This window comes from Actinokineospora globicatena, assembly GCF_024171945.1.
GTDB classification, from domain to species: domain Bacteria; phylum Actinomycetota; class Actinomycetes; order Mycobacteriales; family Pseudonocardiaceae; genus Actinokineospora; species Actinokineospora globicatena.
On the sequence record NZ_JAMTCR010000009.1, the window covers coordinates 1 to 21,654 of the forward strand.

At 71.5% G+C, this 21,654-nt stretch carries 19 protein-coding genes and 1 rRNA gene; 8 read left to right on the plus strand and 12 right to left on the minus strand.

Annotated features, from left to right (window positions below; translation table 11 throughout):
* Window positions 1–193: 193 nt before the first annotated feature.
* Window positions 194–310 (plus strand): 5S ribosomal RNA (rrf, locus tag LV79_RS33220).
* Between the two features lie 341 nt (window positions 311–651).
* Here rrf and LV79_RS33225 read toward each other — a convergent pair.
* The 6 genes from LV79_RS33225 to LV79_RS33250 all read right to left on the minus strand — a co-directional run bounded on the left by LV79_RS33225 (window position 652) and on the right by LV79_RS33250 (window position 8,201).
* Window positions 652–1,587 carry a GNAT family N-acetyltransferase gene (locus tag LV79_RS33225; RefSeq protein ID WP_253842298.1) on the minus strand — a complete coding sequence of 312 codons (936 nt, stop codon included), beginning with the start codon at window positions 1,585–1,587 and terminating at the stop codon, window positions 652–654.
* Window positions 1,588–1,758: 171 nt separating this feature from the next.
* A complete protein-coding gene (locus tag LV79_RS33230; RefSeq protein WP_253842299.1) occupies window positions 1,759–3,405 on the minus strand; it encodes a glycosyl hydrolase family 18 protein in 1,647 nt (548 codons plus the stop codon).
* A 149-nt stretch (window positions 3,406–3,554) separates the two neighbouring features.
* The gene (locus tag LV79_RS33235; RefSeq protein ID WP_253842300.1) at window positions 3,555–5,078 is read right to left on the minus strand and encodes a glycoside hydrolase family 3 protein; all 1,524 of its coding nucleotides are present in this window, start codon (window positions 5,076–5,078) and stop codon (window positions 3,555–3,557) included.
* Window positions 5,078–5,911, minus strand: a complete 834-nt coding sequence (locus LV79_RS33240) for a carbohydrate ABC transporter permease (protein WP_253842301.1) — start codon at window positions 5,909–5,911, stop codon at window positions 5,078–5,080. The genes LV79_RS33235 and LV79_RS33240 overlap by 1 nt, the downstream gene beginning before the upstream one ends.
* Before the next feature lie 4 nt (window positions 5,912–5,915).
* Window positions 5,916–6,893, minus strand: a complete 978-nt coding sequence (locus LV79_RS33245) for a carbohydrate ABC transporter permease (RefSeq protein WP_253842302.1) — start codon at window positions 6,891–6,893, stop codon at window positions 5,916–5,918.
* 9 nt (window positions 6,894–6,902) lie between these two features.
* Window positions 6,903–8,201, minus strand: coding sequence for a sugar ABC transporter substrate-binding protein (locus LV79_RS33250; protein ID WP_372495525.1), 1,299 nt, complete (start codon window positions 8,199–8,201; stop codon window positions 6,903–6,905).
* A gap of 183 nt (window positions 8,202–8,384) precedes the next feature.
* Here LV79_RS33250 and LV79_RS33255 point away from each other — a divergent pair, with 183 nt between their 5' ends.
* On the plus strand, window positions 8,385–9,173 hold the full coding sequence (locus LV79_RS33255; protein WP_253842303.1) for a GntR family transcriptional regulator: 789 nt from the start codon (window positions 8,385–8,387) through the stop codon (window positions 9,171–9,173).
* Between the two features lie 272 nt (window positions 9,174–9,445).
* On the opposite strand, the gene LV79_RS33260 is transcribed toward LV79_RS33255, so the two are convergent.
* The 4 genes from LV79_RS33260 to LV79_RS33275 form a co-directional block, all read right to left on the minus strand.
* Window positions 9,446–10,957: a beta-N-acetylhexosaminidase gene (locus tag LV79_RS33260; protein WP_253842304.1), complete on the minus strand. Its 1,512-nt coding sequence runs from the start codon at window positions 10,955–10,957 to the stop codon at window positions 9,446–9,448.
* Window positions 10,958–11,069: 112 nt separating this feature from the next.
* A complete protein-coding gene (locus tag LV79_RS33265) occupies window positions 11,070–12,080 on the minus strand; it encodes a lactonase family protein (RefSeq protein WP_253842305.1) in 1,011 nt (336 codons plus the stop codon).
* Entirely contained in the window at window positions 12,077–13,684 is a 1,608-nt protein-coding gene (locus tag LV79_RS33270; RefSeq protein WP_253842306.1) for an N-acyl-D-amino-acid deacylase family protein, read from the minus strand. Before LV79_RS33270 ends, LV79_RS33265 begins: the two co-directional genes overlap by 4 nt.
* A gap of 1 nt (window position 13,685) precedes the next feature.
* Window positions 13,686–14,990 (minus strand): alanine racemase, encoded by a 1,305-nt coding sequence (locus tag LV79_RS33275; protein WP_253842307.1) that lies wholly within the window; start codon window positions 14,988–14,990, stop codon window positions 13,686–13,688.
* 314 nt (window positions 14,991–15,304) lie between these two features.
* Between LV79_RS33275 and LV79_RS33280 the strand changes: the two genes are divergently transcribed.
* From LV79_RS33280 to LV79_RS33300, 5 genes are all read left to right on the plus strand, one after another.
* Window positions 15,305–16,252 (plus strand): sugar kinase, encoded by a 948-nt coding sequence (locus LV79_RS33280; RefSeq protein WP_253842382.1) that lies wholly within the window; start codon window positions 15,305–15,307, stop codon window positions 16,250–16,252.
* A complete protein-coding gene (locus tag LV79_RS33285) occupies window positions 16,249–17,004 on the plus strand; it encodes an IclR family transcriptional regulator (RefSeq protein ID WP_253842308.1) in 756 nt (251 codons plus the stop codon). The genes LV79_RS33280 and LV79_RS33285 overlap by 4 nt, the downstream gene beginning before the upstream one ends.
* A gap of 63 nt (window positions 17,005–17,067) precedes the next feature.
* Window positions 17,068–17,445, plus strand: coding sequence for a RidA family protein (locus LV79_RS33290; RefSeq protein WP_253842309.1), 378 nt, complete (start codon window positions 17,068–17,070; stop codon window positions 17,443–17,445).
* Between the two features lie 83 nt (window positions 17,446–17,528).
* Window positions 17,529–18,488 (plus strand): sporulation protein, encoded by a 960-nt coding sequence (locus tag LV79_RS33295; protein WP_253842383.1) that lies wholly within the window; start codon window positions 17,529–17,531, stop codon window positions 18,486–18,488.
* Between the two features lie 39 nt (window positions 18,489–18,527).
* On the plus strand, window positions 18,528–18,902 hold the full coding sequence (locus LV79_RS33300) for a PPOX class F420-dependent oxidoreductase (RefSeq protein WP_253842310.1): 375 nt from the start codon (window positions 18,528–18,530) through the stop codon (window positions 18,900–18,902).
* Between the two features lie 113 nt (window positions 18,903–19,015).
* Here LV79_RS33300 and LV79_RS33305 read toward each other — a convergent pair whose 3' ends face one another.
* Complete coding sequence (locus LV79_RS33305; protein ID WP_253842311.1) at window positions 19,016–19,798, minus strand: peptidase M10A; 783 nt, start codon at window positions 19,796–19,798, stop codon at window positions 19,016–19,018.
* A 224-nt stretch (window positions 19,799–20,022) separates the two neighbouring features.
* On the opposite strand from LV79_RS33305, the gene LV79_RS33310 reads away from it, so the two are divergent.
* Window positions 20,023–20,745 (plus strand): response regulator transcription factor, encoded by a 723-nt coding sequence (locus LV79_RS33310; protein ID WP_253842312.1) that lies wholly within the window; start codon window positions 20,023–20,025, stop codon window positions 20,743–20,745.
* Window positions 20,746–20,752: 7 nt separating this feature from the next.
* Here the strand turns inward: LV79_RS33310 and LV79_RS33315 are convergent, their stop codons facing one another.
* The gene (locus LV79_RS33315) at window positions 20,753–21,568 is read right to left on the minus strand and encodes a peptidase M10A (RefSeq protein WP_253842313.1); all 816 of its coding nucleotides are present in this window, start codon (window positions 21,566–21,568) and stop codon (window positions 20,753–20,755) included.
* Between the last annotated feature and the right edge of the window lie 86 nt (window positions 21,569–21,654).

The window sequence follows — 21,654 nt, forward strand, 5'->3', positions numbered from 1 at the left end:
CTGGGTTGATAGGCTGGAGATGGAAGCCTCGTGAGGGGTGGAGTCGACCGGTACTAATAGGCCGAGGGCTTACAACAAAGAAGCTACGCATCCACTGTACGGTGTCTGAGACACCAACCACTCCACACCTGGGGTCGACCAGTATATGTCTGGGCGCCTGGTGTGGGTCGAGGTTGTGATTGTTTCATAGTGTTTCGGCGGTCATAGCGGTGGGGAAACGCCCGGTCCCATTCCGAACCCGGAAGCTAAGCCCACCTGCGCCGATGGTACTGCACTCGTGAGGGTGTGGGAGAGTAGGACGCCGCCGGACAATCATTCGGGAAGCCCCCAGCACATCGTGCTGGGGGCTTTTCCGTTTTCCGGGGTTTGTGGTGGGCTGGGTTGTGGGGTTGTCCACAAGGGGCCTCTACGACACCCGTGGCAGGACCGCGAAGCAGGGGCCGAAAAGCATGGCCCTGTCCGCTACCGACGCTACGGGCACCGCACACACACAAAGCCAAGTCCACCCCATCGAGCAGTTGGCACCAGCGCCTTCGTGGAGCGGTGAGCGGCCAACATCGTCGGCGGGCGTTGTTGGCCGAGGGTGGGGGAGGTAGGTAAAGAAAATCGCGCCCTCAGCCATGCTGAGGACGCGACTAGAGAAGCCTGGGTTCAGCCGATGGGCAGCTCCGCGCGGACGTCATCGCCCCGGTGGATCAGCGTCGCACCACAGGTCCTCAGAGCGCCTAGGGCGGCTGCGTTCCCCGTCGTGGTGTCAGCCACTATCGTCCGCACACCAGCGGCCGCGGCCTCCGCGACCAAAGCCCGCAACGCCGCTGTTCCGATGCCCTTGCCGCGGGCGGAGCGGCCGAGCCACATGCCGGTCTCGGCCTCGTCCTGGGAGACGCGGGCCAGGCGGATCATGCCGGAGAGGCTGCCCTCGGATTCGACCGCGTACATCACGGTGCCGTTGGCGCCGTGGAAGTGGGAGCGGTGGAACTCGCGGAAGGCGTTCTCGGTGGCCGGGGTCCAGGTGTCGGAGCCCTCGGGGACCGGCATGACGTCGATGGGGCGGGCCTCGTGCACGGCTACCGTGAGCAGGCGCTCGGTGGTGGCCTCGTCCAGGGGGACCAGGCGGACCACCGGGTTGGTGGGCTTGTCGGCGCGCACCACGTCGTGCATGCGTTCCAGGAACCGGCGGGCCACGCCCAGTTCCGCGCCGTCGAACTCTCGCATCGCGTCGACCATGTCGGTGATGATGCCACCGTAGAACGACCAGCCGAGGCGGACCGCGTCGTCGCCGACGGTCAGCAGGACCCGTCTGCGGTCCCGGTTGTCCCTGGTGCGCCGCACGTACCCGGCGCGGACCAGCCGGTCCACGAGCGCGGTGACCGACGCCGAGTTCAGCGCCAGCTTCCCGCTGAGCCAGCCGGGCGTCGCCGCGAGCTCCTCGCGCCGCGCGTCCAGCAGGTGGATGAGCGCGCGCAGGTCGGTGGGGTGCAACCCGTTGGCCGCGGCGAACTCCGCCGCCATCAGGTCGAGCCTGCCGGTGATCCGGCGCAGCAGGTGGACCAGTTCCAGTCCCGCGTCCCCGTCGTCCACGTCCACGTGGCACCTCCGCGTGAGCGCTGCCGTCGTGGGCAGCGCGCCGAGTGTGGATAAACAAGCCTTGCGGCGGACCTGGGGTCCGCCGGGGAGAACCCCCGGGGAAACGGGCTGAGCGGCTGCCCGGGGTTGACCCGAGCAGCCGCCCACATCCGGCCCGTCCCAGCCGGAGATCTAGCCGCGCAGCGCGGTGATCAGCTCACCGTTGGAGGTGTCGCCGGAGAGCTCCCAGAAGAAGGAGCCACCGAGACCCTGCGCCTTGCCCCAGTTGCGCTTGCCCGCGACAGTGGCGGGGGTGTCGTAACCCCACCAGTTGCCACCGCAGAACGCGTAGGCCGTGCCACCGATGGTGCCGGTCGCGGGGCACTTGGTCTTGAGGACCTTGTAGTCCTCGAAACCGGCCTCGTAGGTGCCCGGAGCGGCGGCGGTCGCGGTGCCACCCGGGGTGGCCTGCGTGACGCCGGTCCAGCCGCGGCCGTAGAAGCCGACACCCAGCAGGATCTTGCTCGCCGGGATGCCCTTGGACTTGAACTTGTTGATCGCGCCCTCGGTGGTCCACTTGTCCTTCGGGATACCGGGGTACGCGGTCAGCGGCGAGTGCGGGTTGGTCGGGCCCTTGGCGTCCCACGCACCGAAGAAGTCGTAGGTCATCGGCATGACCCAGTCCAGGTACTGGACCGCGCCCGCGTAGTCCGCGACGTCGAGCTTGCCGCCGTCAGCACCGTCGGCCGAGGTGGCCGCGGTGATGAGGTTGTTGGCGCCGAACTTGTTGCGCAGCGCCTGGGTGACCGCCTTGAAGGAGTCCGGACCGCTGGTGTCGCAGGTCAGGCCACAGGCGTTCGGGTACTCCCAGTCGATGTCGATGCCGTCGAACACATCGGCCCAGCGGGGGTCCTCGACGAGCTTGTAGCAGGAGTCCGCGAACGCGGCCGGGTTCTTCGACGCCTGGCCGAAGCCACCGGACCAGGTCCAGCCACCGAAGGACCAGAGGACCTTCAGGTTCGGGTACTTCTTCTTCAGCTTGCGCAGCTGGTTGAAGTTGCCCCGCAGCGGCTGGTCCCAGTTGTCGGCGACACCGTCGACGCTGTCGGCCGCGGTGTACGCCTTGTCGTAGTCGGCGTAGGCGTCACCGATGGTGCACTGGCCGTTCTGGACGTTGCCGAACGCGTAGTTGATGTGCGTCAGCTTCGCCGCGGAACCGCTGGTGTCGACGTTCTTCACGTGGAAGTTGCGCCCGTAGACGCCCCACTGGATGAAGTAACCCACGAGCTTGTCACCGGGGGGCGGGTTGCCCGTGGTGGTGGTCGTGGTGGTCGACGAGGAGGTCGTCGTGGTCGTCGAGGACGACGTGGTGGTCGTCGTCGACGAGGTCGGCTTCGTGGTGGTCGTAGTCGTCGTGGTGGTGGTGCTGGTGGGGTTCGTGCCACCGCCACACGCCTGACCGTTGAGCGTGCAGTTGCTCGGCGAGCCGGGGCCCGAGCCGTTGAAGCCGAACGAGGCCGTACCGCCAGCCGGGACGCTGCCGTTCCAGGACAGGTTCGTGAACTTGTAGTGGTTACCCGTCTTGGTCAGCGCGGCGTCCCACGCCGACGGGATGCTGGTGCCCGCGGGGAGGTCGAACTCGACCGCCCAGCTGCTCAGCGCGGAGCTGCCACCGTTGCGCACGGTGACCTTGCCCGTCCAACCGGAGCCCCAGTCCTGCGTCTTCTGGAACTCGGCGGTGGGCGAGGCGGCGCCACTGGCTGGCGCGGCCACGATGCCGAACGTGACGGCGGCCGCGGCGATGGCCGCCGCGGTCAGGTGCCATCTGATCCTGGACAATTGTTCACCTCGGGAGGGAGCAGGGATAACACTGTCTACCGTGGTCCAGACCAATTATTCGGGACAAGGTCTAGACCAATAGTCTCACTCGAATGGAGCAATGGCGCCAGTCGAACGGACCGTCTGGGTGCGCGTGCGACCACGCGCGGTCACCGGTCGGCGAGGCCGGTGGGGTTGGTGTGCCTGGTCTGACCGGACACCGCCGAACCGCTGATCACCTCCGCCGCGGCGCGCAGGCTCGAGCGCGAGCCGCCGAAGGTGTCGATCCGGCCCAGGGTGCCCAGATCGGGCCCTGACGTGCCGGTTTCCACGTGCACGACCGCCGTCGCCGTCTTCAGCAGCTCGGCGACCAGCGCCAGCACCGCCGGGTGGCGGTGGGCGTCACGGGTGGTCACGACGACCTCCCTGCCGTGCGCCAGTTCGAACAGCTCGCCCGGCTCCGCCGCGGTCACCCGCAGGGCCCTCGTGCCGGGGAGCAGTTCGACCAGGTGTGGACCAAGACCCCACGGGACGGGTCCCGCGGCGATGGTCGGTTCGACCTCCACGTCCACCACCAGCGGCTCGGCCGAGAGCGCGGGCAGGTGGCTGGTCCGCAGCGCCTTGCGCGCCACGGCCATGCCCAGCGCGCCGTCGTCGCGCCGGGGGACACCGTCGTGCGTGGTGACCCCGCCGCTCGGCGGCACCCCGAGCGACCGGGTGCGCTCGGCGGCCTGCGCGAGGCGCTCCTCGGTCAGCGTGCCCGCGTGCACCTCGGCCACGATGCGCTCCACGATGGCCGCCACCGCGTCCGCGTCGGCGATCTCACCGCCGATGCACAGCGCGTCCGCACCGGCCCGCAGCGACCGCACAGCGGCGTCCGCGAGCCCGGCGGCGTTGCCCAGGTGCCCGGCCACCGCGCCCATCTCCAGCGCGTCGGTGACCACCGCCCCGGTGAAGCCGAGTTGACCGCGCAGCACGTCCAGGATCGCCGTCGGGTTGACCGTGGCGGGCTCGGACCCCCACTGCGGCACCACCAGGTGCCCGGTCATCACCGAGCGCACCCCGGCGGCGATGGCCGCCCGGAACGGCACGAGCTCCACCGCGTCGAGCTCCTGCGGGGTGCGCGGCAGCACCGGCAACGTGAAGTGCGAGTCCGATGTGGACGCCCCGTGCCCGGGGAAGTGCTTGGCGCAGGCGGCGACACCGGCGCTCTGCATGCCGCGCACGTAGGCGGCCACGTGCGCGGCCGCCGCGTAGGGGTCGGCGCCGAAGGCGCGCACCCCGATGATCGGGTCGTCCAGGGTCAGCGTGAGGTCCGCGCACGGCGCGAGGTCGAGCGTGACCCCGCAGGCCGCGAGCCGGGTGCCGAGCGCGGTGCCGACCTCGGCGGTGAGGCCGAGGTCGCCTGCCGCGCCGAGCGCCAGCGGGCCGGGCAGCGTGGATCCGGTGGCGGCGTCGAGCCTGGTGACGTCGCCACCTTCCTCATCGATGCCGATGACCACGTCGTCGCGCTCGCCGCGCAGTTGCGCGGTGAGCGCCGCGACCTGCGCGTCGTCGACGATGTTGCGACCGAACAGCACCACGCCGCCGAGACCGCCCGCGATCCGCTCGCGGACCCAGTCCGGCGCGCTCGTCCCGGCGAACCCCGGGAGCAGTACCGCCTCGGCGAGCGCGTGCAGCCCCGACCGCGCCATCAGCCCTTCACCGCCCCGGCGGTCGAGCCGGAGACCAGCTTGCGCTGCACCAGCAAGAAGAAGATCAGCGCGGGGATCGCGTAGATCACCGAGGCGGCCATGATGCCGCCCCAGTCGGTGCCGAACGCGGTCTTGAACGACGAGAGCCACACCGGCAGCGTCTGCTTGTCCTTCTCGCGCATGAACACCAGCGCGTAGAGGAACTCGTTCCACGCGGTGATGAAGCTGAACACCGAGGTGGCCACCAGACCGGGACCCAGCAGCGGCAGCGTGACGCGGGTGAACACGCCCCACCGCCCGCAGCCGTCGACCATCGCGGCCTCTTCGAGCTCGATCGGGATGCCCTTGACGAAGCCGCGCAGCGTCCACACCGTGAACGGCAGCGTGAAGGCCACGTAGACCAGCAGCAGGCCCCACAGCGAGTTCAGCAGGTCGGCGTCGCGCATGATCAGGTACATCGGCACGAACAGCGCCTCCAGCGGCGCGAGCTGCGCCACCAGCACCAGCATGATGAAGCCCTTGCGGCCGCGGAAGCGCAGCCGCGCCAGCGGGACCGCGGCCAGCAGCCCGGCCACCAGGGCGAAGGCGACCGCGCCGAGGGTGACGGTGAGGCTGTTGGTGAGGAACGTCGTGAAGCCCGGCTTGGTGATGGCGTTGACGAAGTTCTTCAGCGTCGCCGACAACGGGACCAGGTCGTAGGCGGGCGAGAGGATCTGCGCCGGGGTCTTGAGCGCGGTGGTGAACATCCAGTAGGTCGGGAACAGGAAGAACCCGGCCAGCACCAGGCCGAACACCGCGAGTGCCACGCGCTGGGCGGGCGACTTGTGCAGCATGGCTCTACAGCTCCGTTTCCGGTGAGCGGACCAGCAGTCGCATGTACCGCCAGGTCACCGCGACCAGGACCACCAGCATCAGCACCGCGACCGCGGCGGACACGCCGAAGTGGCTCGCCGCGATGCCCCTGAGGTAGAGCAGCACCGGCAGCGTCGTGCTCTCCCCGTCCGGACCGCCCTGGCGGATGGCCCAGACCTGGGTGAAGACCTTGAAGTCCCACAGCACCGACAGGAAGGTGACCAGGGTCAGCAGCGGCCGCACCGAGGGCCAGCTCACCGCGCGGAACGCCGACCACCCGGAGGCGCCGTCGATCGCGGCGGCCTCGTAGAGGTCGCTCGGGGTGTTGACCAGCCCGGCGTAGAGGGTGAAGGCGATGAACGGCACCGCCTGCCAGATCACGAGCAGGCCGATCACCGCCAGCGTGGAGGTGCCGCTGGTGAACCAGGAGTAGCCCTTGAACGAGTCGAACCCGATCAGCACCAGGGTCTTGTTCAGGATCCCGTACTGCTGGTCGAAGATCCACTGGAAGACCGTGGTGGTGGCGATGATCGGCGTGGCCCAGGCCAGCACCAGGCAGACCTGCAGCACGCCGCGCACCCAGCCGCTCAGGTGCCGCATCAGCACCGCGATGCCCAGGCCCAGCAGCAGCGTGGCGAGGACGACGGTGATGGTGAACAGGAGCGTGCGCAGCCCGATGACCCAGAACTCCGGGTCGGTCAGGATCGAGGTGTAGTTGTCGAACCCGACCCACTTGATCTCGCCGCGGACGAGCTCGCCGAGGTCGAGCTTGCGGAAGCTGATCGCCAGCACCTGCAGCGCGGGCCAGGCCAGCAGCGCCAGCATGACCACCACAGCGGGTGCGAGCATCAGGTAGGGGAGGGCTGTCTCGGACAGGGGGCGACGGGCCCGGCGCCGCGCGCCGGGCCGCGCGGCCGGCGGGGGAGTCCCCGCCGACCGCGCGGTGTCCACGGTTGAGGTCATCGTGTCCCGCTAGCCGGAGAACGCCTTGTTCAGCGTTTCGTTGGCGTCCTTGGTCGCCTGGTCGACCGGCTTGGCACCGGTCAGGAACGCGGTGAGCAGGTCCTTGATCGGGTTCTGCCCGGCCTCGATGGTCGCCCAGCCCGGGGTGGCCGGGACGGCCCGGCCGTTGACCGACGCCTTGGCCATCGCGGCGTTGACCGGGTCGGCCTCCAGGGCGCTGACGTCCTTGGAGGTGCCGGGGATCATGCCGACCTTGGCGAACTCACCCTGGTACTTGTCGCTGGCGATCAGCTTCAGGTAGTCGCGGGCGAGGTCCTTGTCCTTGCTGTTGGCCGGGATGGCCAGGTTCGAGCCGCCCTGGAAGACCGGCGCGGTCTTGCCTGCGGTCTTCGACGGGATCGGGAACGCCGAGGTCTTGTCCTTGATGGACGGGTCCGACTTGGCCGCGGTCCCGACCTCCCACGGCAGACCGATGAACATCGCGACCTTGCCGCCGCCGTAGATGCCCGCCTGCTCCGGGGTCTGCTCGTCGGCGTCCTTGGGCGCCTTGGTGCCCGACTCCTCGACCAGCTTCTTGTAGAAGTCCAGCGCCGCCTTGGCCTCCGGGCTGTCGAGCGTGGCGGTGAACTTGGTGCCGTCCTTCTTGGCGATGTCGCCGCCCTCGTCCCAGATGAACGACAGCAGGGTGTACCAGTTCTGGCCAGGCAGGTAGAGCGCCTGGAAGTCCGGGTCGCTGCCGAACTTGGTCTTCAGCTTGCCGATCGCGGCCAGCCACTCCTCGCGGGAGGTGGGCGGCGCGGTGATGCCCGCCTGCTCGAAGAGGTCCTTGCGGTAGAGCACCTCGCGGTTGGCGGCGTAGAACGGGATGGCGTACTGCTTGCCGTCCCAGGAGCCGGACTCCTTGAGGGCGCTGAGCCAGTTGGCGCCGTTGAAGTCACCGACGTTGGCGGTGAGGTCCTCGAGCACGTTCTCGCTGGCGAACTTGGGCGCCTGGGTGTTGCCGATCTCGATCACGTCAGGCGCGTCGTTGCTGGCCAGGGCGGTGGTCAGCTTGTCCTGGATGCCGTTCCACTGCTGGATCTCGTACTTGACGGTGACGTCCTTGTGCGAGTCCTGGAACTCCTTGTGCAGCCCGTCGGTCAGCACGGTGGGAGCCGACCCGTTCATGAGCCACACGGTCAGCGTGCGCGGACCCGAGGGCGCGCTCGTCTGCCCGCCCGTGTCGTTGCCGGAACCGGACCCGGCACACCCCGCGACCGCGAGTGCGACCGCGAACCCCCCGACCATTGCCTTCGACCAACTTCTCACGGTGATGCATTCCTTCCGGACGCTGCTCCCCCCGGCACGAGAGGAGCGAAGGACTTGAGTGGTTTAGACCATTGCGATTAGAGTGGTCCGAGCTTCTCCGGCTTGTCAAGATAAATGCTTAAACGTGACATCAGATGTCCACCCCGACACGGGTCGCCGACGCACGGGCGAGCGAGGAACAACATGGGTGAGAACCTGCCCGGCGATGCCGTGGAAAACGGGAAGAAATCGCCTCGAACACCGAAGCACTGGGAGCTCAAGGAGCGCCTGGCCGAGCTGCTGCGCGCGGTCTCGCCGGGCGGTTCGCTGCCCGGTGAACGCGCCCTGGCCAGCGAGTTCGGCGTCTCCCGCACGACCGTGCGCAAGGCGCTGGCCGAGCTGACCGCCGAGGGCAGGCTGACCAGGGTGCACGGCAGCGGGACCTTCGCCGGGGAGGGCAAGCTGACCCAGCGGCTGCAGCTGTCCTCCTACACCGAGGACATGCGCTCGCACGGGCGCAGACCGACGTCGTCGCTGCTCGACGCCCGGATCGGGGCCGCCGACCCGGAGCTCGCCGCCCTGCTGGGCATCCGCTCCGGCGACGACGTGCTGCGGTTGCGCAGGCTGCGCCGGGCCGACGGCGAGCCGATGGCCATCGAGACCTCGAGGCTGCCGCTGCCGCGCTTCCCCGGCCTGGACCGCTACGTCGGCGACGGCTCGCTTTACGGCGTGCTCTACCAGCACTACGGCGTGGAGCTGGGGCACGCGGAGGAGACGATCGAGACCGCGCTGGCCACCCCGGCCGAGGCCGCGCTGCTCGGGAATGAGGCGGGCGCGCTCATGCTGCTGCTGTCGCGGCATTCGTTCGACACCGACGGCCACCCGGTGGAATGGGTTCGGTCGGTATACCGCGGCGACCGTTACAAGTTCGTTGCGACCCTGGTGTCGCCGCAATCGTCGGATGATTCCGTGCACGCCCGGCTTGAACGCTGAACAACGATTCCGGTCCGGCGTGTTCGCCGGGCCGGAATGCATTCCCCGACCACCGGTGGTGGCCGCGCGCGCGGTTGTGCGATCGCGGTCGCGCTGGTGGTCGGCGCCTTTTCCGGGCGGGTGCGGGTCGACGGTCTCGGCGTGCTCCCCTCGGGGTCTCGACGTGCTCTGCTGGGTGGTGCTCTGCTGGGTGGTGCCGGGGTGGTCGGTGCTGCGGTCCGTCCTGGTGCGACTGGGGGAGCCGGGTGCCGGTGGGGGCGGCGCGGCGGCGGTCACCGGTCCGCGCGGGGCCAGCCGGGCGCGCCCGGTCTGCGGTGCCACGGCCGGGGTCCGGCCAGTGGCCGGTACTCCACGCCCAGGGCGTCGAGGCGGGGCAGGTGGTGGGTGGCCACCCGGTCGACGAACTCCTCGGGGTCCACGGGTCCACGTGGGCTCCAGACCACCTCCGCGAACGCCGCGAGGCGGGGGAAGGCAGCGTAATCGACGCGGCGCGGGTTGTCGAAGTGCTCGGACCACAGCTGCGCCTGGGCGCCGAGCACCCGCTGGTGCGCGGCCTCGGGCAGCTCGGCCGGGACCGGCTCGTAGGCCCGGACGTCGGTGAGGGTGCGCACGAAGCCCACCGGGGTCGGCTCGTCCGGGTCGTCGGACTGCCGGTGGTCGAGGTAGACCCGCTGCTCCGGGCACATGACCACATCGTGCCCCGACACCGCCGCCCGCACACCCGCTGCCTCACCCCGCCAGGAGGCCACGATCGCGCCTTCCGGCAGGTCACCGGCGTCGAGGATCTCGTCCCAGCCCAGCACGCGTCGCCCGTTCGCGGCCAGGTGCGCGGCCAGCGTGCGGATGAACCAGGCGTGCAGGTCGTCGGGGGAGTCCAGGCCGAGCTCGGCGACCCTGGCCTTGACCGCGGTGCTGGCGTGCCACTGCGTGGTCGGCACCTCGTCGCCGCCAAGGCAGATCACCGGGGAGTCGAAGACGGCCATCACGTGGTCGAGCACGGCGCGGAAGAAGTCCACCGTGGACTCGGCCGGGTCGAGCACGTACTCGCTGACGCCCCAGGCGTGCCAGACCGGCACCTCGTCCTTGGTCACCCCGAGTTCGGGGTAGGCGGCGATCGCGGCCTGGCTGTGCCCGGGGACGTCGATCTCGGGCACCACGGTGATGTGCCGCGCGGCGGCGTAGGCGACGATCTCGCGCAGGTCGTCGGTCGTGTAGAAGCCGCCGTGCGGGCGGTTGTCGTGCGTCGGGTCGCCGTCGGGCTGCCTGCCGACCCAGGACCCGGCCCGCCACGCGCCGACCTCGGTCAGCCTGGGGTAGCCGGGGACCTCCACCCGCCAGCCCTGGTCGTCGGTCAGGTGCAGGTGCAGCACGTTGAGCTTGTGCGCGGCCAGCAGGTCGATGAACCGCAGCACCCCGGCCTTGGGCATGAAGTGCCGCGCCACGTCCAGCAGCACGCCGCGCCAGCCGAACCGGGGGTGGTCGGTGATCACCCCGCAGGGCAGCTCCCACGGACCACGGTGGATGTCGGCGGCGCGGAACGCGTCCGGGCCGAGCAGTTGCCGCAGGGTCTGCGTGGCGTGGAAGGCACCCGCCGCGTCGTGCGCGACGGCGTCTACGCCCGTGGACGTTATGGAAAGTCGGTATCCCCCGGCGAGTGGCACGGCGACCGGGTCGAGCGCCACTGTGGAGGGGTCGAGCAGTGCCGCGGTGGACTCGACCGCGAGCACCCCGGGTTCCCGCCGGGCCGAAACCGGCTGGGGGAGCAGCGTCTCGAAGCCGGACATCGGCAGCAGCGTCCCTTCCACCTCAAGGTTGCGCTATGTGCAACCTTTGTTTCACTGGCAGCAACGCAGTGGATGGTAGGGCCGCCATCGCGGTCACACAAGCACCGCTCGACTAGGCGAACGCGACCCAGCAGGCACCACGCACCGTGACCTCACCCGCGACCGGGCCCAGCAGTCCGGTCGCCGGGTCTCTCGGCAGCCAGACCACCGAGCCGGGGCGTTGGGTGGCCACGTAGAGCCAGGTCCCGCCCGGTCCGAGCGCGCAGTGCCTCGGCCAGGCACCGCCCGCCGGGGAGGTCTGGACCAATTGTGGCGCACCGGGGCCGATCCGCAAAACCCCGACCGCGTCCTCACCGCGCGTGGTCGCGTAGAGGAACCGCCCGGCACCGTCGCTGATGATCTCCGCGGGGTAGGTCGGGTCCGGCGCGCCCGGCCCGGTGACGTGCGCGGAGTCCCCGCGCTCCAGCGTCCCCGCAGTGGCGTCCCACGCCGCGGCGGTGACCGTCGGGCGCAGCTCCCCGAGCACGAACACCCGCGTGCCGTCCGGGTGGAACACCAGGTGCCGCGGCCCGGTCCCGGCGGGCAGGTCCATCCGGGAGTGCTCGGCGAGCGCGCCGGTCGCCTGGTCGAAGCGCAGCACGAACACCGCGTCGAGCCCCAGCGCCGTCGCCAGCAGCCACCGCCCGCTCGGGTCCGGCACCACCTGGTGCGCGTGCGGCGAGGCGGCGCTGCCCGGGGTCTCCAGCAGCAGCGCGGACCCCAGCGGGCCGAGCGACCCGTCGCTGCCGATCGGGTGGCTGGCCACGACGCCGTCGCTGTAGTGCGCGGTCACCAGGTGCTTGCCGAACACCTCGAGGTGCGTCGGCCCCGCGCCGCCGGAGGGCTGCGATGTCAGCACCACGGGCCGCTGCGGGTCGGAGATGTCCACGGCGGTCACCACGCCGTCTGGCAGCTCGGACACCGCGTACAGGGTGGACCGGTCCGCCGAGAAGGCCAGCGCGGAGGGCTCGCGGACCTCGGGCAGCGCGCCGGTGACGGTGAGGGCCCCGTCGCGCACGGTGGCCACCACCACCCCGTCGCCGTCGAGCGTGCCGATGTAGGCGGTCTGGTCGGGGCTGGTCATGATCGGGCACCTGTCCGTCGGATGGAGTGGCCGGGCAGCGCGCCGGTCGGCTCGCCGTCGGTGAGCACCGGCACGCCGTTGACCAGCACGTGCTCGATGCCGGTCGCCCGCTGCCGGGGCTCGGTGTAGGTCGCGGTGTCGCCGACCGTGGTCGGGTCGAACAGCACCAGGTCTGCGGCGCTGCCCACGCGCACCACGCCGCGGTCGGTCAGCCGGAGCCTGCGCGCGGCCCGCCCGGTCAGGTGCGCCACGCACTCCTCCAACCCCAGCACGCCCTGCTCGCGCACGTAGTGGCCCAGGTAGCGCGGGAAGGTGCCCCAGGCCCTCGGGTGCGGCCGGTCGCCGACCAGCAGGCCGTCGCTGCCGCCGGTGTGCCCGGGGTGGGCCATGATCGCCCGCACGTTGGCCTCGTGGCCCACGTGCATCAGGCACGAGGTGCCCAGCCGCTCGGCCAGCAGCGTGTCGGCGAACAGCGTGAACGGCGCCACCCCGGCCGCGGCGGCCGACTCGGCGACCGAGCGGCCGACCAGGTGCCGGTTGGCCTCGAGCCGCACCCCGTTGACCTCGATGGTGGTCCAGTCCACCGGGACGCCGTGGCAGCCGTCGGACCCGGCCACCTCCAGGTCCGCCCTGATCCGCTCCCGGGTGTCCACATCGGACAGGCGGGCCAGCGTCGCGTCCACCCCGCCCTCCGCCGCCCAGCTCGGCAGCAGCGCGGAGAGGTAGGTCGCGCCCGCCAGGTACGGGTAGCTGTCGAGGGTGATGTCGGCACCGCGCGCGGCGGCCTCGTCGAGCAGGGCCAGCAGGTCGCCCGCCTTGCCCTCGTTCTCCGGGAAGTTCATCGTCGCGTGCGCCAGGTGCAGCGGGCAGCCGGTGCGCAGGCTCAGCTCGACCATCTCCCGGTACGCCGCCAGCGCGCCCGCGCCGTAGCTGCGGTGGTGCGGGCTGAAGTACCCGTCGTGCGCGGCGACCACCTCGCACAGCGCGTCCAGCTCCGCGGTGTCGGCGTACATGCCGGGCGCGTAGGTCAGCCCGGCGGAGAGCCCGACCGCGCCCTCGCGCAGCCCGGCGGCCACCACCTCGCGCATCCGCGCCAGCTCCGCGGGCGTCGCGGGCCGGTCGGCCCAGCCCATGACCAGCATCCGCACCGTGCCGTGCGGCACCAGGTACGCGGCGTTGACCGCGATCCCCTTGTCCAGCCTGCCCAGGTAGCAGCCGACGTCGCGCCAGTTCCAGTCGAACCCGGGCGGGTCGCCGTTCCACCCGGCCAGCTGCGCGCGCAGCAGCCCCAGCGTGGTGTCGTCGACCGGCGCGTAGGACAGCCCGTCCTGCCCGAGGACCTCCAGGGTCACCCCCTGCGAGACCTTGGCGACGTGGTCGGGCTCGGCCAGCAGCCGCAGGTCCGAGTGCGAGTGCATGTCGATGAACCCGGGCGCCAGCACCAACCCGGCCGCCTCGACCACCCGGCCGCGCCCGGCCAACCCGCCTGCCGGGTCGATGGCGACCACCCGGCCCGCGGCGACGAGCACGTCGGCCCGGTAGCCGGGGGAGCCGGTGCCGTCTACGACTGTTGGCCCTCGGAACAGGGTCTCCGGTTCGGTCATGTCAGAAGAAGGTACGGACAAGGTCGACGACCGTCTCCCCGTCGGTCCCGGTGAGCGGCACCAGTTGCCACTTGTCGAACACCGTGCACGGGTGCGACAGGCCGAGACCGACCCAGTCGCCGACCGCGATCCTGGTGTGCGAGCCGACGGCGAGGTACGCGTGCTGGTCGTTGAGCGCGGTCACCCTGGCGTCGTGCAGCCCGTGCGTGCCCGTCGGGGTCCGCAGCACCTGCGGCTCCGGGAGATCGATGTCGTAGGGCACGTCCCGCTTGCCCACCGCCAGCAGCGCCAGGTCCGGCTCCGGCCGCGACACCACCTGCGCCCACGCCCGCAGCGCCGACCGCAGCTGCGGCACCGACGACACCCGCGGGTGCGCGCCGAGCGGGGAGATGTCGCGGTAGAAGCCGTCGTCGTGGGTGATGTAGGCGCCGCTGCGCAACACCGGCAGCACCGGCAACCCGGCTGGCCACGGCGCGGTGAGCGCGTCGGCGACCCGGTCGAAGAACGCGCTGCCCCCGGCGGTGACGAGCACCTGGTCGGTCTCGAACTTGCCGCGCAGCATCGCGACGGTCTCGCGCAGCCGCGCCAGGTACGCGTCCACCGCGGCGATGCTCCCGTCGCTGGCGTCCGGCCCGGCGGGACCCTCGTACCCGCCGACACCCGCCAGCGCCAGCACCGGGCTCGCCACGACCGCGTCGGCCACCGCCCGCGCCGTGGACTGGTCGCGGACCCCGGTCCGCCCACCGGCGACGCCGACCTCGACGAGCACCCGCACCGGCCGCGCTAACGGCGCCACCGCGGTGAGCGCCTCGGTCATCAGCTCGACCCCGCGCACCGAGTCCACCCAGCAGGTGAACTCGAACTCCTCGTCCGCCGCCAGCTCCCCGGCCAACCAGGCCAGGCCGCCCGGGTCGAGCAGCTCGTTGGCGAAGAGCACCCGGCTCACGCCGAACGCCCGGTACACCCGCAGCTGCCCGACCGTGGCCGCGGTGATGCCCCACGCGCCGTGGTCGAGCTGGCGGGTGAACAGCGCGGGCGCCATCGTCGTCTTGCCGTGCGGGGCGAGCGCGAGCCCGCGCTCGGCGCACCACGCCGCCATCGTCGCCAGGTTGTGCTCGACGGCGCCGTTGTCCAACGCCACCACCGGACCGGTGAACCCGTCGCGGAACAGCCCCGGGCGCCGCGCCAGCGCCTCCCGCACGGTCAGCCCGAACAAGCCGTGCGGGACCGACTTGAACCGCCAGTCCAGCCGCTCGTCGGCCAGCCCGGCCACCGCGCCCCGGTCGATGCGCCCGGAAACAGCCACCCGTGCCCCCTCGCAGTCGTGCGGGCGCTCGGCGCGCCCGCGTGTCGTGGTCCGCTCGGCCCAGGTGGATCGGGCCCAGCACCTCAGCCAACCGCGCCGGTGGTGGCGGCGTCACCCGCCGACCAGGCACTCTGGCGGTTCTCACACCGCGGGACGGCCTGGTCGCCGCCGATTGCGTTCCACGCAACGACTAGTGCGCCATGTGATACGCAGTGTGTAGCATCTGGCGGGTACCGGTTCAACGTCGCCGGTCGGTGGCTGGTGGAGGCTGGGTGCGCAACGCAGGGGTGGAGGTCGTGTGCCTCGGTGAGTCCATGGCGGTGTTCGTCCCGGCCGAGCCGGGACCGGCCGACCGGGTCACCAGCTGGACCAGGACCGTCGGCGGCGCCGAGTCCAACGTGGCCCGCACGCTGGCCGGGTTCGGGGTCCGCGCCGCCTGGGTGAGCGCCGTCGGCGCCGACCCGTTCGGCCGCGCCGTGCTCGCCGCGGTGTCCGCCGCCGGGGTGGACGTCACCGGCGTCGCGGTCGACCCGACCCGCCCGACCGGTCTGTACATCAAGGAGAGCGACGCCGCGGGCAGCCCGGTCCGCTACTACCGGCGCGGCTCGGCCGCCTCGGCGATGGGCCCGGACGCGCTGGACCGGGTCGACCTCGCGGGCGCCCGGCTCGTGCACGTCAGCGGCATCACCGCCGCGCTCTCCCCGACCTGCCTCGCCCTGCTGCGCGCGGTGATGGACCTGCCCAGGACCACCCACCGCGTCTCCTTCGACCTGAACTGGCGCCCCGCGCTCTGGGCCGACGGTGACGCGGGCGTCCTCCAGGAACTCGCCGACCGCGCCGACATCGTCCTCGTCGGCCTGGACGAGGCCGAGGTCGTCTGGGGCGCGACCACCCCCGCCGAGGTCCGCACCGTCCTCCCGACCCCCAGCACCCTGGTCGTCAAACAGGGCGCGGTCGGCGCGACCCTGCTGCGCCACGGTCTGCCCGAGGTGTTCGAGCCCGCGCTGCGCGTCGAGGTCGTCGAACCCGTCGGCGCGGGTGATGCCTTCGCCGCGGGCTTCCTCGCCGCGACCCTGCGCGACGAACCGCCCGCCCGTGCGTTGCGCGCGGGCCACATCCGGGCCGCGACCGTGCTGCGCACCCACCACGACGTCGCCGACCCGCTCCCGGCGCCCGCGGTCGACGACCTGCTCGACGCCGACCCGGCCACCTGGGCCGCCACCAGTTGGACCAGCGCGGGCATCGGGGTGCGCGCCCGATGAGCCAGAGCCTCGACCGCGCCCTCGTCCTGCTCGACGCCCTCGCCGACGGCCCGCGCACCCTCGACCAGCTCGCCGAGCACGCGGGCGTGCACAAGACCACGGTGCTGCGGCTGCTGCGCACCCTGGAGTCCCGCCGGTTCGTGCAGCGCGACGACGCCCGCCACTACCGGCTGGGCACCGCGCTGTTCGACCTCGCCAACCGGTCCCTCGACAGCAGGGACGTGCGCCGCGCCGCCGAACCCGCGCTGCGCGAGCTCAACGAGCTGACCGGGCACACCGTGCACCTGGCCAGCTACGAGGGCGGCGAGGTCGTCTACATCGACAAGTTCGAGAGCCGCCACCAGGTCCGGATGTACTCGCGGGTGGGCAAGCGCGCCGCGCTGCACTGCACCGCCGTCGCCAAGGTGCTCGTCGCCGCGATGGCCCCGGACCGCCGCGAACGGCTCGCCGCCGCCATCGACTACGTGCCGATGACCGCCAACACGATCACCACCGCCGAGGCCTACCTCGCCGAACTCGCCGCGGTCGCCGAGCGGGGTTACGCGCTCGACGACTCCGAGCACGAGGACTTCATCCACTGCGTCGCCGCGCCGGTGCGCGGGCAGCGCGGTGAGGTGCTCGCCGCGGTGTCGGTGTCGGTGCCCAAGGTCCTGCTCGACCACGACGGCCTGCTGGCCCTGGTGCCCGACCTGCTGCGCACGGCCGCGTCGGCGTCCGCCGCCTGCGGTCACACCGCCGCCGCCCAGACCTGATCGCCCTGACCCGATGACCGCTGATCGATGTCTGTAGACCGAGTTCGACCCGAGAGGAACACCATGCCCAGGACCGCACTGACCCCGTTCGCCGCGCCGTCGGACGTGCCGATCTCGCCCGGTGTGCGCAAGGGCAACATCGTCCAGGTGGCGGGCCAGGTCGCCTTCCACCCGGAGACCGGCGCCGTGGTCGGCAGCACCGTCGCCGAGCAGACCGAGCAGACGATGCGCAACGTCCTCGCGGTGCTCGCCGAGGCGGGCGCCACCGAGGCCGACGTGGTCATGTTCCGCGTGTACCTCACCGACACCGCGCACTTCGCGGAGATGAACGACACCTACGCGAAGTTTATCTCCGACCCGCGCCCCGCCCGGACCACGGTCTACGTCGGTCTGCCGGAGGGGCTGCTGGTGGAGATCGACGCGCTCGCCGTGCTTGACTGAAAACGGACACGGGGAGCGATCAACCACGCGGGCCGTGGCGCGTCACTAGGGGTGAGCAAGCTCCCCGCGAGGAAAGGGTGACGATGGTCTTCAAGAAGGTGCTGCGGGCGCTGGGGGTCGGCGGGCCGTCCGTCGACACGGTGCTGTCGAACTCCCGTGTGCACCCCGGTGGTGTGCTCACCGGTGAGGTCAGGATGGTCGGCGGCGACGCCGACTCCGACATCGACTACGTCGCGCTGTCGCTGGTGGCCAGGGTCGAGCGGTCCGACGACAGCGTGGCGCCGGTGGAGTTCGACCGCGCGGTGGTCGCGGGCCGGTTCAGCCTGCCCGCGGGCCAGCAGCGGACGATCCCGTTCCAGCTGCCGGTGCCGTGGGAGGCGCCGCTGACCGAGGTGTTCGGCACGCACCTGCACGGCATGGCGCTGGGGTTGCGCACCGAGCTCGCGGTCGCCAAGGCTGTGGACAAGGGTGACCTCGACCCGGTGCAGATCGTGCCGCTGCCCTCTCAGGAGGCGGTGCTCGGCGCGTTCGGGCAGCTCGGGTTCCGGTTCAAGACCGCGGACCTGGAGGCGGGCCGCATCCACGGCGTGCCCCAGCAGCTGCCGTTCTTCCAGGAGATCGAGTTCTACCCGCCGCCGCACCTGGCGCGCGGCATCACCCAGGTCGAGCTGACCTTCGTCACCGAGCCGCAGGGCATGGCCGTGGTGCTGGAGGCCGACCGCCGCGCGGGCCTGTTCACCTCGGGTGGCGACGTCTACGGCCGCTTCCACGTCAGCCACCACGACGCCGAGCGCACCGACTGGCGCGCCCGGATCGAGGAGTGGCTCACCCAGGTCGCCGGTCGGCGCGGCCAGTCCCACGGCCACGAGTCCCACGGCTACCAAGCCCACGGGCACCAGTCGCACGGCTTCCACGGCGGCCACCACGGCGGCCCCGGCGTCGGCGGCATCGTGGCGGGCGCGGCGGCGGGCATCGTCGGCGGCATGGTGCTCGGCGAGGTCTTCGACGAGGTAGGCGACTTCTTCGGCGGCGACGAGGACTAGCGCTGCCGGGTGACACCCGGGCCGGGTAGCGTGGCCCGGGTGTCACCCGATTTCGAGCTCTTCTGGCGCGAACGCCACCTGTGCACGCTGACCACCCTGCGCCCCGACGGCACCCCGCACGTCACCCCGGTCGGCGCCACGTTCGACCCCGACACCCGCGTCGCCCGGGTGATCACCTCCCGCACCTCCCGCAAAGCCCGCAACGCCACCGCGACCGGCCGCGCCGTGCTGTGCCAGGTGGACGGTCGCAGGTGGACATCCCTCGAAGGCGTCGCCACCGTCACCGACGACCCCACCACCGTCACCGACGCCGAACACCGCTACGCCACCCGCTACCGCCAACCCCGCCCCAACCCCGACCGAGTCGTCATCGAAATCACCGTCGACCGCATCCTCGGCACCATCCGCGACTGAACCCGGGCGGCCAGAAACCCCGAGGCGGCAAGTAACCCCAAGGCGGCTGGAAGCCCGGGGCAGCGAAAACCCCGGTACGGCGCCGAAGCGCCATACCGGGGTTCGTCAGTGGCCTATTTGACGGTGCCCGCGGCCTTGAGGCCTGCGTAGTCACCGGCGCCCAGCAGGCGGCGGGAGGTGTCGCACGGGGCGCTGGAGGGGGTCATGGTCTGGGCGGCGTTGCGGACCTGGTCGACGTGGGCCAGTCCGGCGGTGTGCAGGCGTTCGTGGGTCATGGTCGTCTCGAGGTCGTAGAGCTGGCCCGCGCAGTTGGCGGGCTTGCTGGTGAACCAGGTGTAGACGACGTTGTCGATCAGGGCGTCCGAGGCGATCACCACGCCCTTGGCGTTGAAGAAGGTGCAGGTGTAGGCGAGCACCTTGGGCGGTAGGGCGCCCCAGCCGGTGACGCTCTTGCCGTCGTTGCCGGTGCAGGTGAGGTCGGCGGCGACCTGCGGCTTGGCCGTCGAGGTGCCCGCGTACTTGTAGCTGGTGGTGAAGCTGTTGGCGAGCCCGCACCGGTTGAGGCCCTTGCCGACGGTGTCGCCGGAGCTGGTGATGGCGGCCAGTGCCGTGCTCGCGACCGCGGGTGGTGCGCCGTCGCCGTTGTAGTACCAGTTGTAGACGCCGGTGACGCGCCACGTCTTGATCGCGTAGCTGCTGTCGCTGCACGCGGTGTCCTCGGTCGGCGCCGCGGCGCCCGCGTACTGCGCGTCGTCATCATCGGCCGCGTAGATGGCCTGCCCCACTACGAAGACCTGCTCGTCGGCCACCGTCGGTCCGCGCACCGCTCCCGGCACGACGGCGACGGCCGCGGCGAGGAGGGTGGCGACGGCGACGGTGACCTGGCTGCGGCGCATGACAGATGTCCTTCCACTCGATGAGATGTGGCGTGGGTCACTATGGCAATCAGGATTGCCCGGGTCGGGAGCGAAAGAGTTGAGCGCAGGGTTGCCGTTTGGTTGCGCGGGGTAACCACCTGTGGGTGACATCCGCGTCGTGCGGGGCGATTCGTCCCGTTTTACGGTGAGGATCACGTCGGGGGCCGGTGCCCAGGCCCATGTCAGAGGGGGTGAGTGGCGCGATGGCGCGGATCCTCGCGGTGGACGACGACCCGGACGTGCTGGTCGTGCTCCGGCTGCTCTTCGACGCCTCGGAGCACGAGCTGCTCTGCGTCGGCGACGGGCGCGCGGGCCTGCGGTTGCTGCACCAGACCCGCCCGCACCTGTTCCTGCTCGACCTCGGCCTGGCCGCGGCGCCGGGGATGGACGGCTGGGACGTGCTGGAGCGGGTGCGCGACATCGCCGACCTGCCGGTGCTGCTGCTCTCCGAGCACGGCGGCGTGGCGGACAAGGTGCGCGGCCTGCGCGGCGGCGCGGACGACGTGCTCAGCAAGCCGTTCGCCGCGGCCGAGCTGCTGGCCAGGGTGGAGGCGCTGCTGCGCAGGGCCGGTGCGGGCGCGGGGGACGGGACCGTGGTCTACGACGACGGCGAGGTCCGGGTCGACCCGCGCACCCGCCTGGTCGCCGTGGGCGGCCGCGAGCTGGAGCTGACCGGCACCGAGTTCCGCCTGCTCAACGTCCTGGTGCGCAACGCGGGCGCGGCGCTGACCCTGTCGGACCTGCTGGCCTCGGTGTGGGACGACCCGACCGGCATCGCGCCGGACCGGGTCAAGTTCGCCGTGCTCCGGCTGCGCCGCAAGCTGGGCTGGTCCGGGAACGGCTCACCCCTCTCGGCCGTTCGCGGGGTTGGTTACCGCTACCGGCCGAGAGGGGTGAACCGGGCTCGTCCGGTCACATCCAGCTGACGCTTCCTTACCGGGTGGCGCGCGCCGCGAGGGCCTTGAGACCCGCGTAGTCACCGGCGCCCAGCAGGCGGCGGGAGGTGTCGCAGGCGGAGCTGGCGGGGGTCATCACCTGGGCGGCGTTGCGGACCTGGTCGACGTGGCCGAGCCCGGCGGTGTGCAGGCGCTCGTGGGTCAGCGTGGTCTGCAGGTCGTACTTGGCGCCGGTGCAGTTCGCGGGCTTGGTGGTGAACCAGGTGTAGGCGACGTTGTCGATCAGGGTGTCCGAGGCCACGACCGCGCCGCGCGCGTTGTAGTAGGTGCAGGTGTACGCCAGCACCTTGGCGGGCAGCGCGCCCCAGCCGGTCACGGACTTGCCGTCGTTGCCGGTGCAGGTGGCGTTCGTGGCCACCTGCGGCTTGACCGAGGTGGTGCCCGAGTAGGTGAAGGTGCTGGTCAGGTTCGCGGCCTGCCCGCAGCGGTTGGCGCCCTTGGCGACGGTGTCGGTGGCGGCGGTGATCGTCGACAGCGCGGTCGAGGCGATCGCGGCGGGCACACCGGCGTTGTTGTAGAGCCACTTGAGCGTGGTGACCTTCCACGGCTTGAGCGCGTAGGTCGAGTCGCTGCACGAGGTGTCGGCGGCGGCCTTGGTGGCCGCGGAGGTGTTGGCGTCACCGGCGGCCGCGTCGTCGCTGTGGACCTCGCCGGACTCGTCGAAGGTGTAGGCGGTGGCCACCAGGTACAGCTCGCCGTCACCGGCGGCGTCCGCGACCGGCTGCTCGACGAGCATCACGGCGCAGGCAGCGAGAACGGTGGCCAGTGCTGCGGTCGTCTTGCTGCGGCGCATCGGAGGTCCCCTTTGGCTCTTGGCTTGATGGGACAAGCCTCAGCCGCCGGGGGAGCGGGCCGGGTACGCGTGCGGGTGTGTTTCGG

Coding starts and splice junctions, on each gene's coding strand:
- LV79_RS33255 (WP_253842303.1), top strand. CDS start 8,385: ATGGGTGAGAACCTGCCCGGCGATGCCGTGGAAAACGGGAAGAAATCG.
- LV79_RS33235 (WP_253842300.1), bottom strand. CDS start 5,078: ATGGCGCGGTCGGGGCTGCACGCGCTCGCCGAGGCGGTACTGCTCCCG.
- LV79_RS33290 (WP_253842309.1), top strand. CDS start 17,068: ATGCCCAGGACCGCACTGACCCCGTTCGCCGCGCCGTCGGACGTGCCG.
- LV79_RS33265 (WP_253842305.1), bottom strand. CDS start 12,080: ATGACCAGCCCCGACCAGACCGCCTACATCGGCACGCTCGACGGCGAC.
- LV79_RS33280 (WP_253842382.1), top strand. CDS start 15,305: ATGGCGGTGTTCGTCCCGGCCGAGCCGGGACCGGCCGACCGGGTCACC.
- LV79_RS33295 (WP_253842383.1), top strand. CDS start 17,529: ATGGTCTTCAAGAAGGTGCTGCGGGCGCTGGGGGTCGGCGGGCCGTCC.
- LV79_RS33285 (WP_253842308.1), top strand. CDS start 16,249: ATGAGCCAGAGCCTCGACCGCGCCCTCGTCCTGCTCGACGCCCTCGCC.
- LV79_RS33270 (WP_253842306.1), bottom strand. CDS start 13,684: ATGACCGAACCGGAGACCCTGTTCCGAGGGCCAACAGTCGTAGACGGC.
- LV79_RS33305 (WP_253842311.1), bottom strand. CDS start 19,798: ATGCGCCGCAGCCAGGTCACCGTCGCCGTCGCCACCCTCCTCGCCGCG.
- LV79_RS33310 (WP_253842312.1), top strand. CDS start 20,023: ATGGCGCGGATCCTCGCGGTGGACGACGACCCGGACGTGCTGGTCGTG.
- LV79_RS33315 (WP_253842313.1), bottom strand. CDS start 21,568: ATGCGCCGCAGCAAGACGACCGCAGCACTGGCCACCGTTCTCGCTGCC.
- LV79_RS33240 (WP_253842301.1), bottom strand. CDS start 5,911: ATGCTGCACAAGTCGCCCGCCCAGCGCGTGGCACTCGCGGTGTTCGGC.
- LV79_RS33260 (WP_253842304.1), bottom strand. CDS start 10,957: ATGTCCGGCTTCGAGACGCTGCTCCCCCAGCCGGTTTCGGCCCGGCGG.
- LV79_RS33245 (WP_253842302.1), bottom strand. CDS start 6,893: ATGACCTCAACCGTGGACACCGCGCGGTCGGCGGGGACTCCCCCGCCG.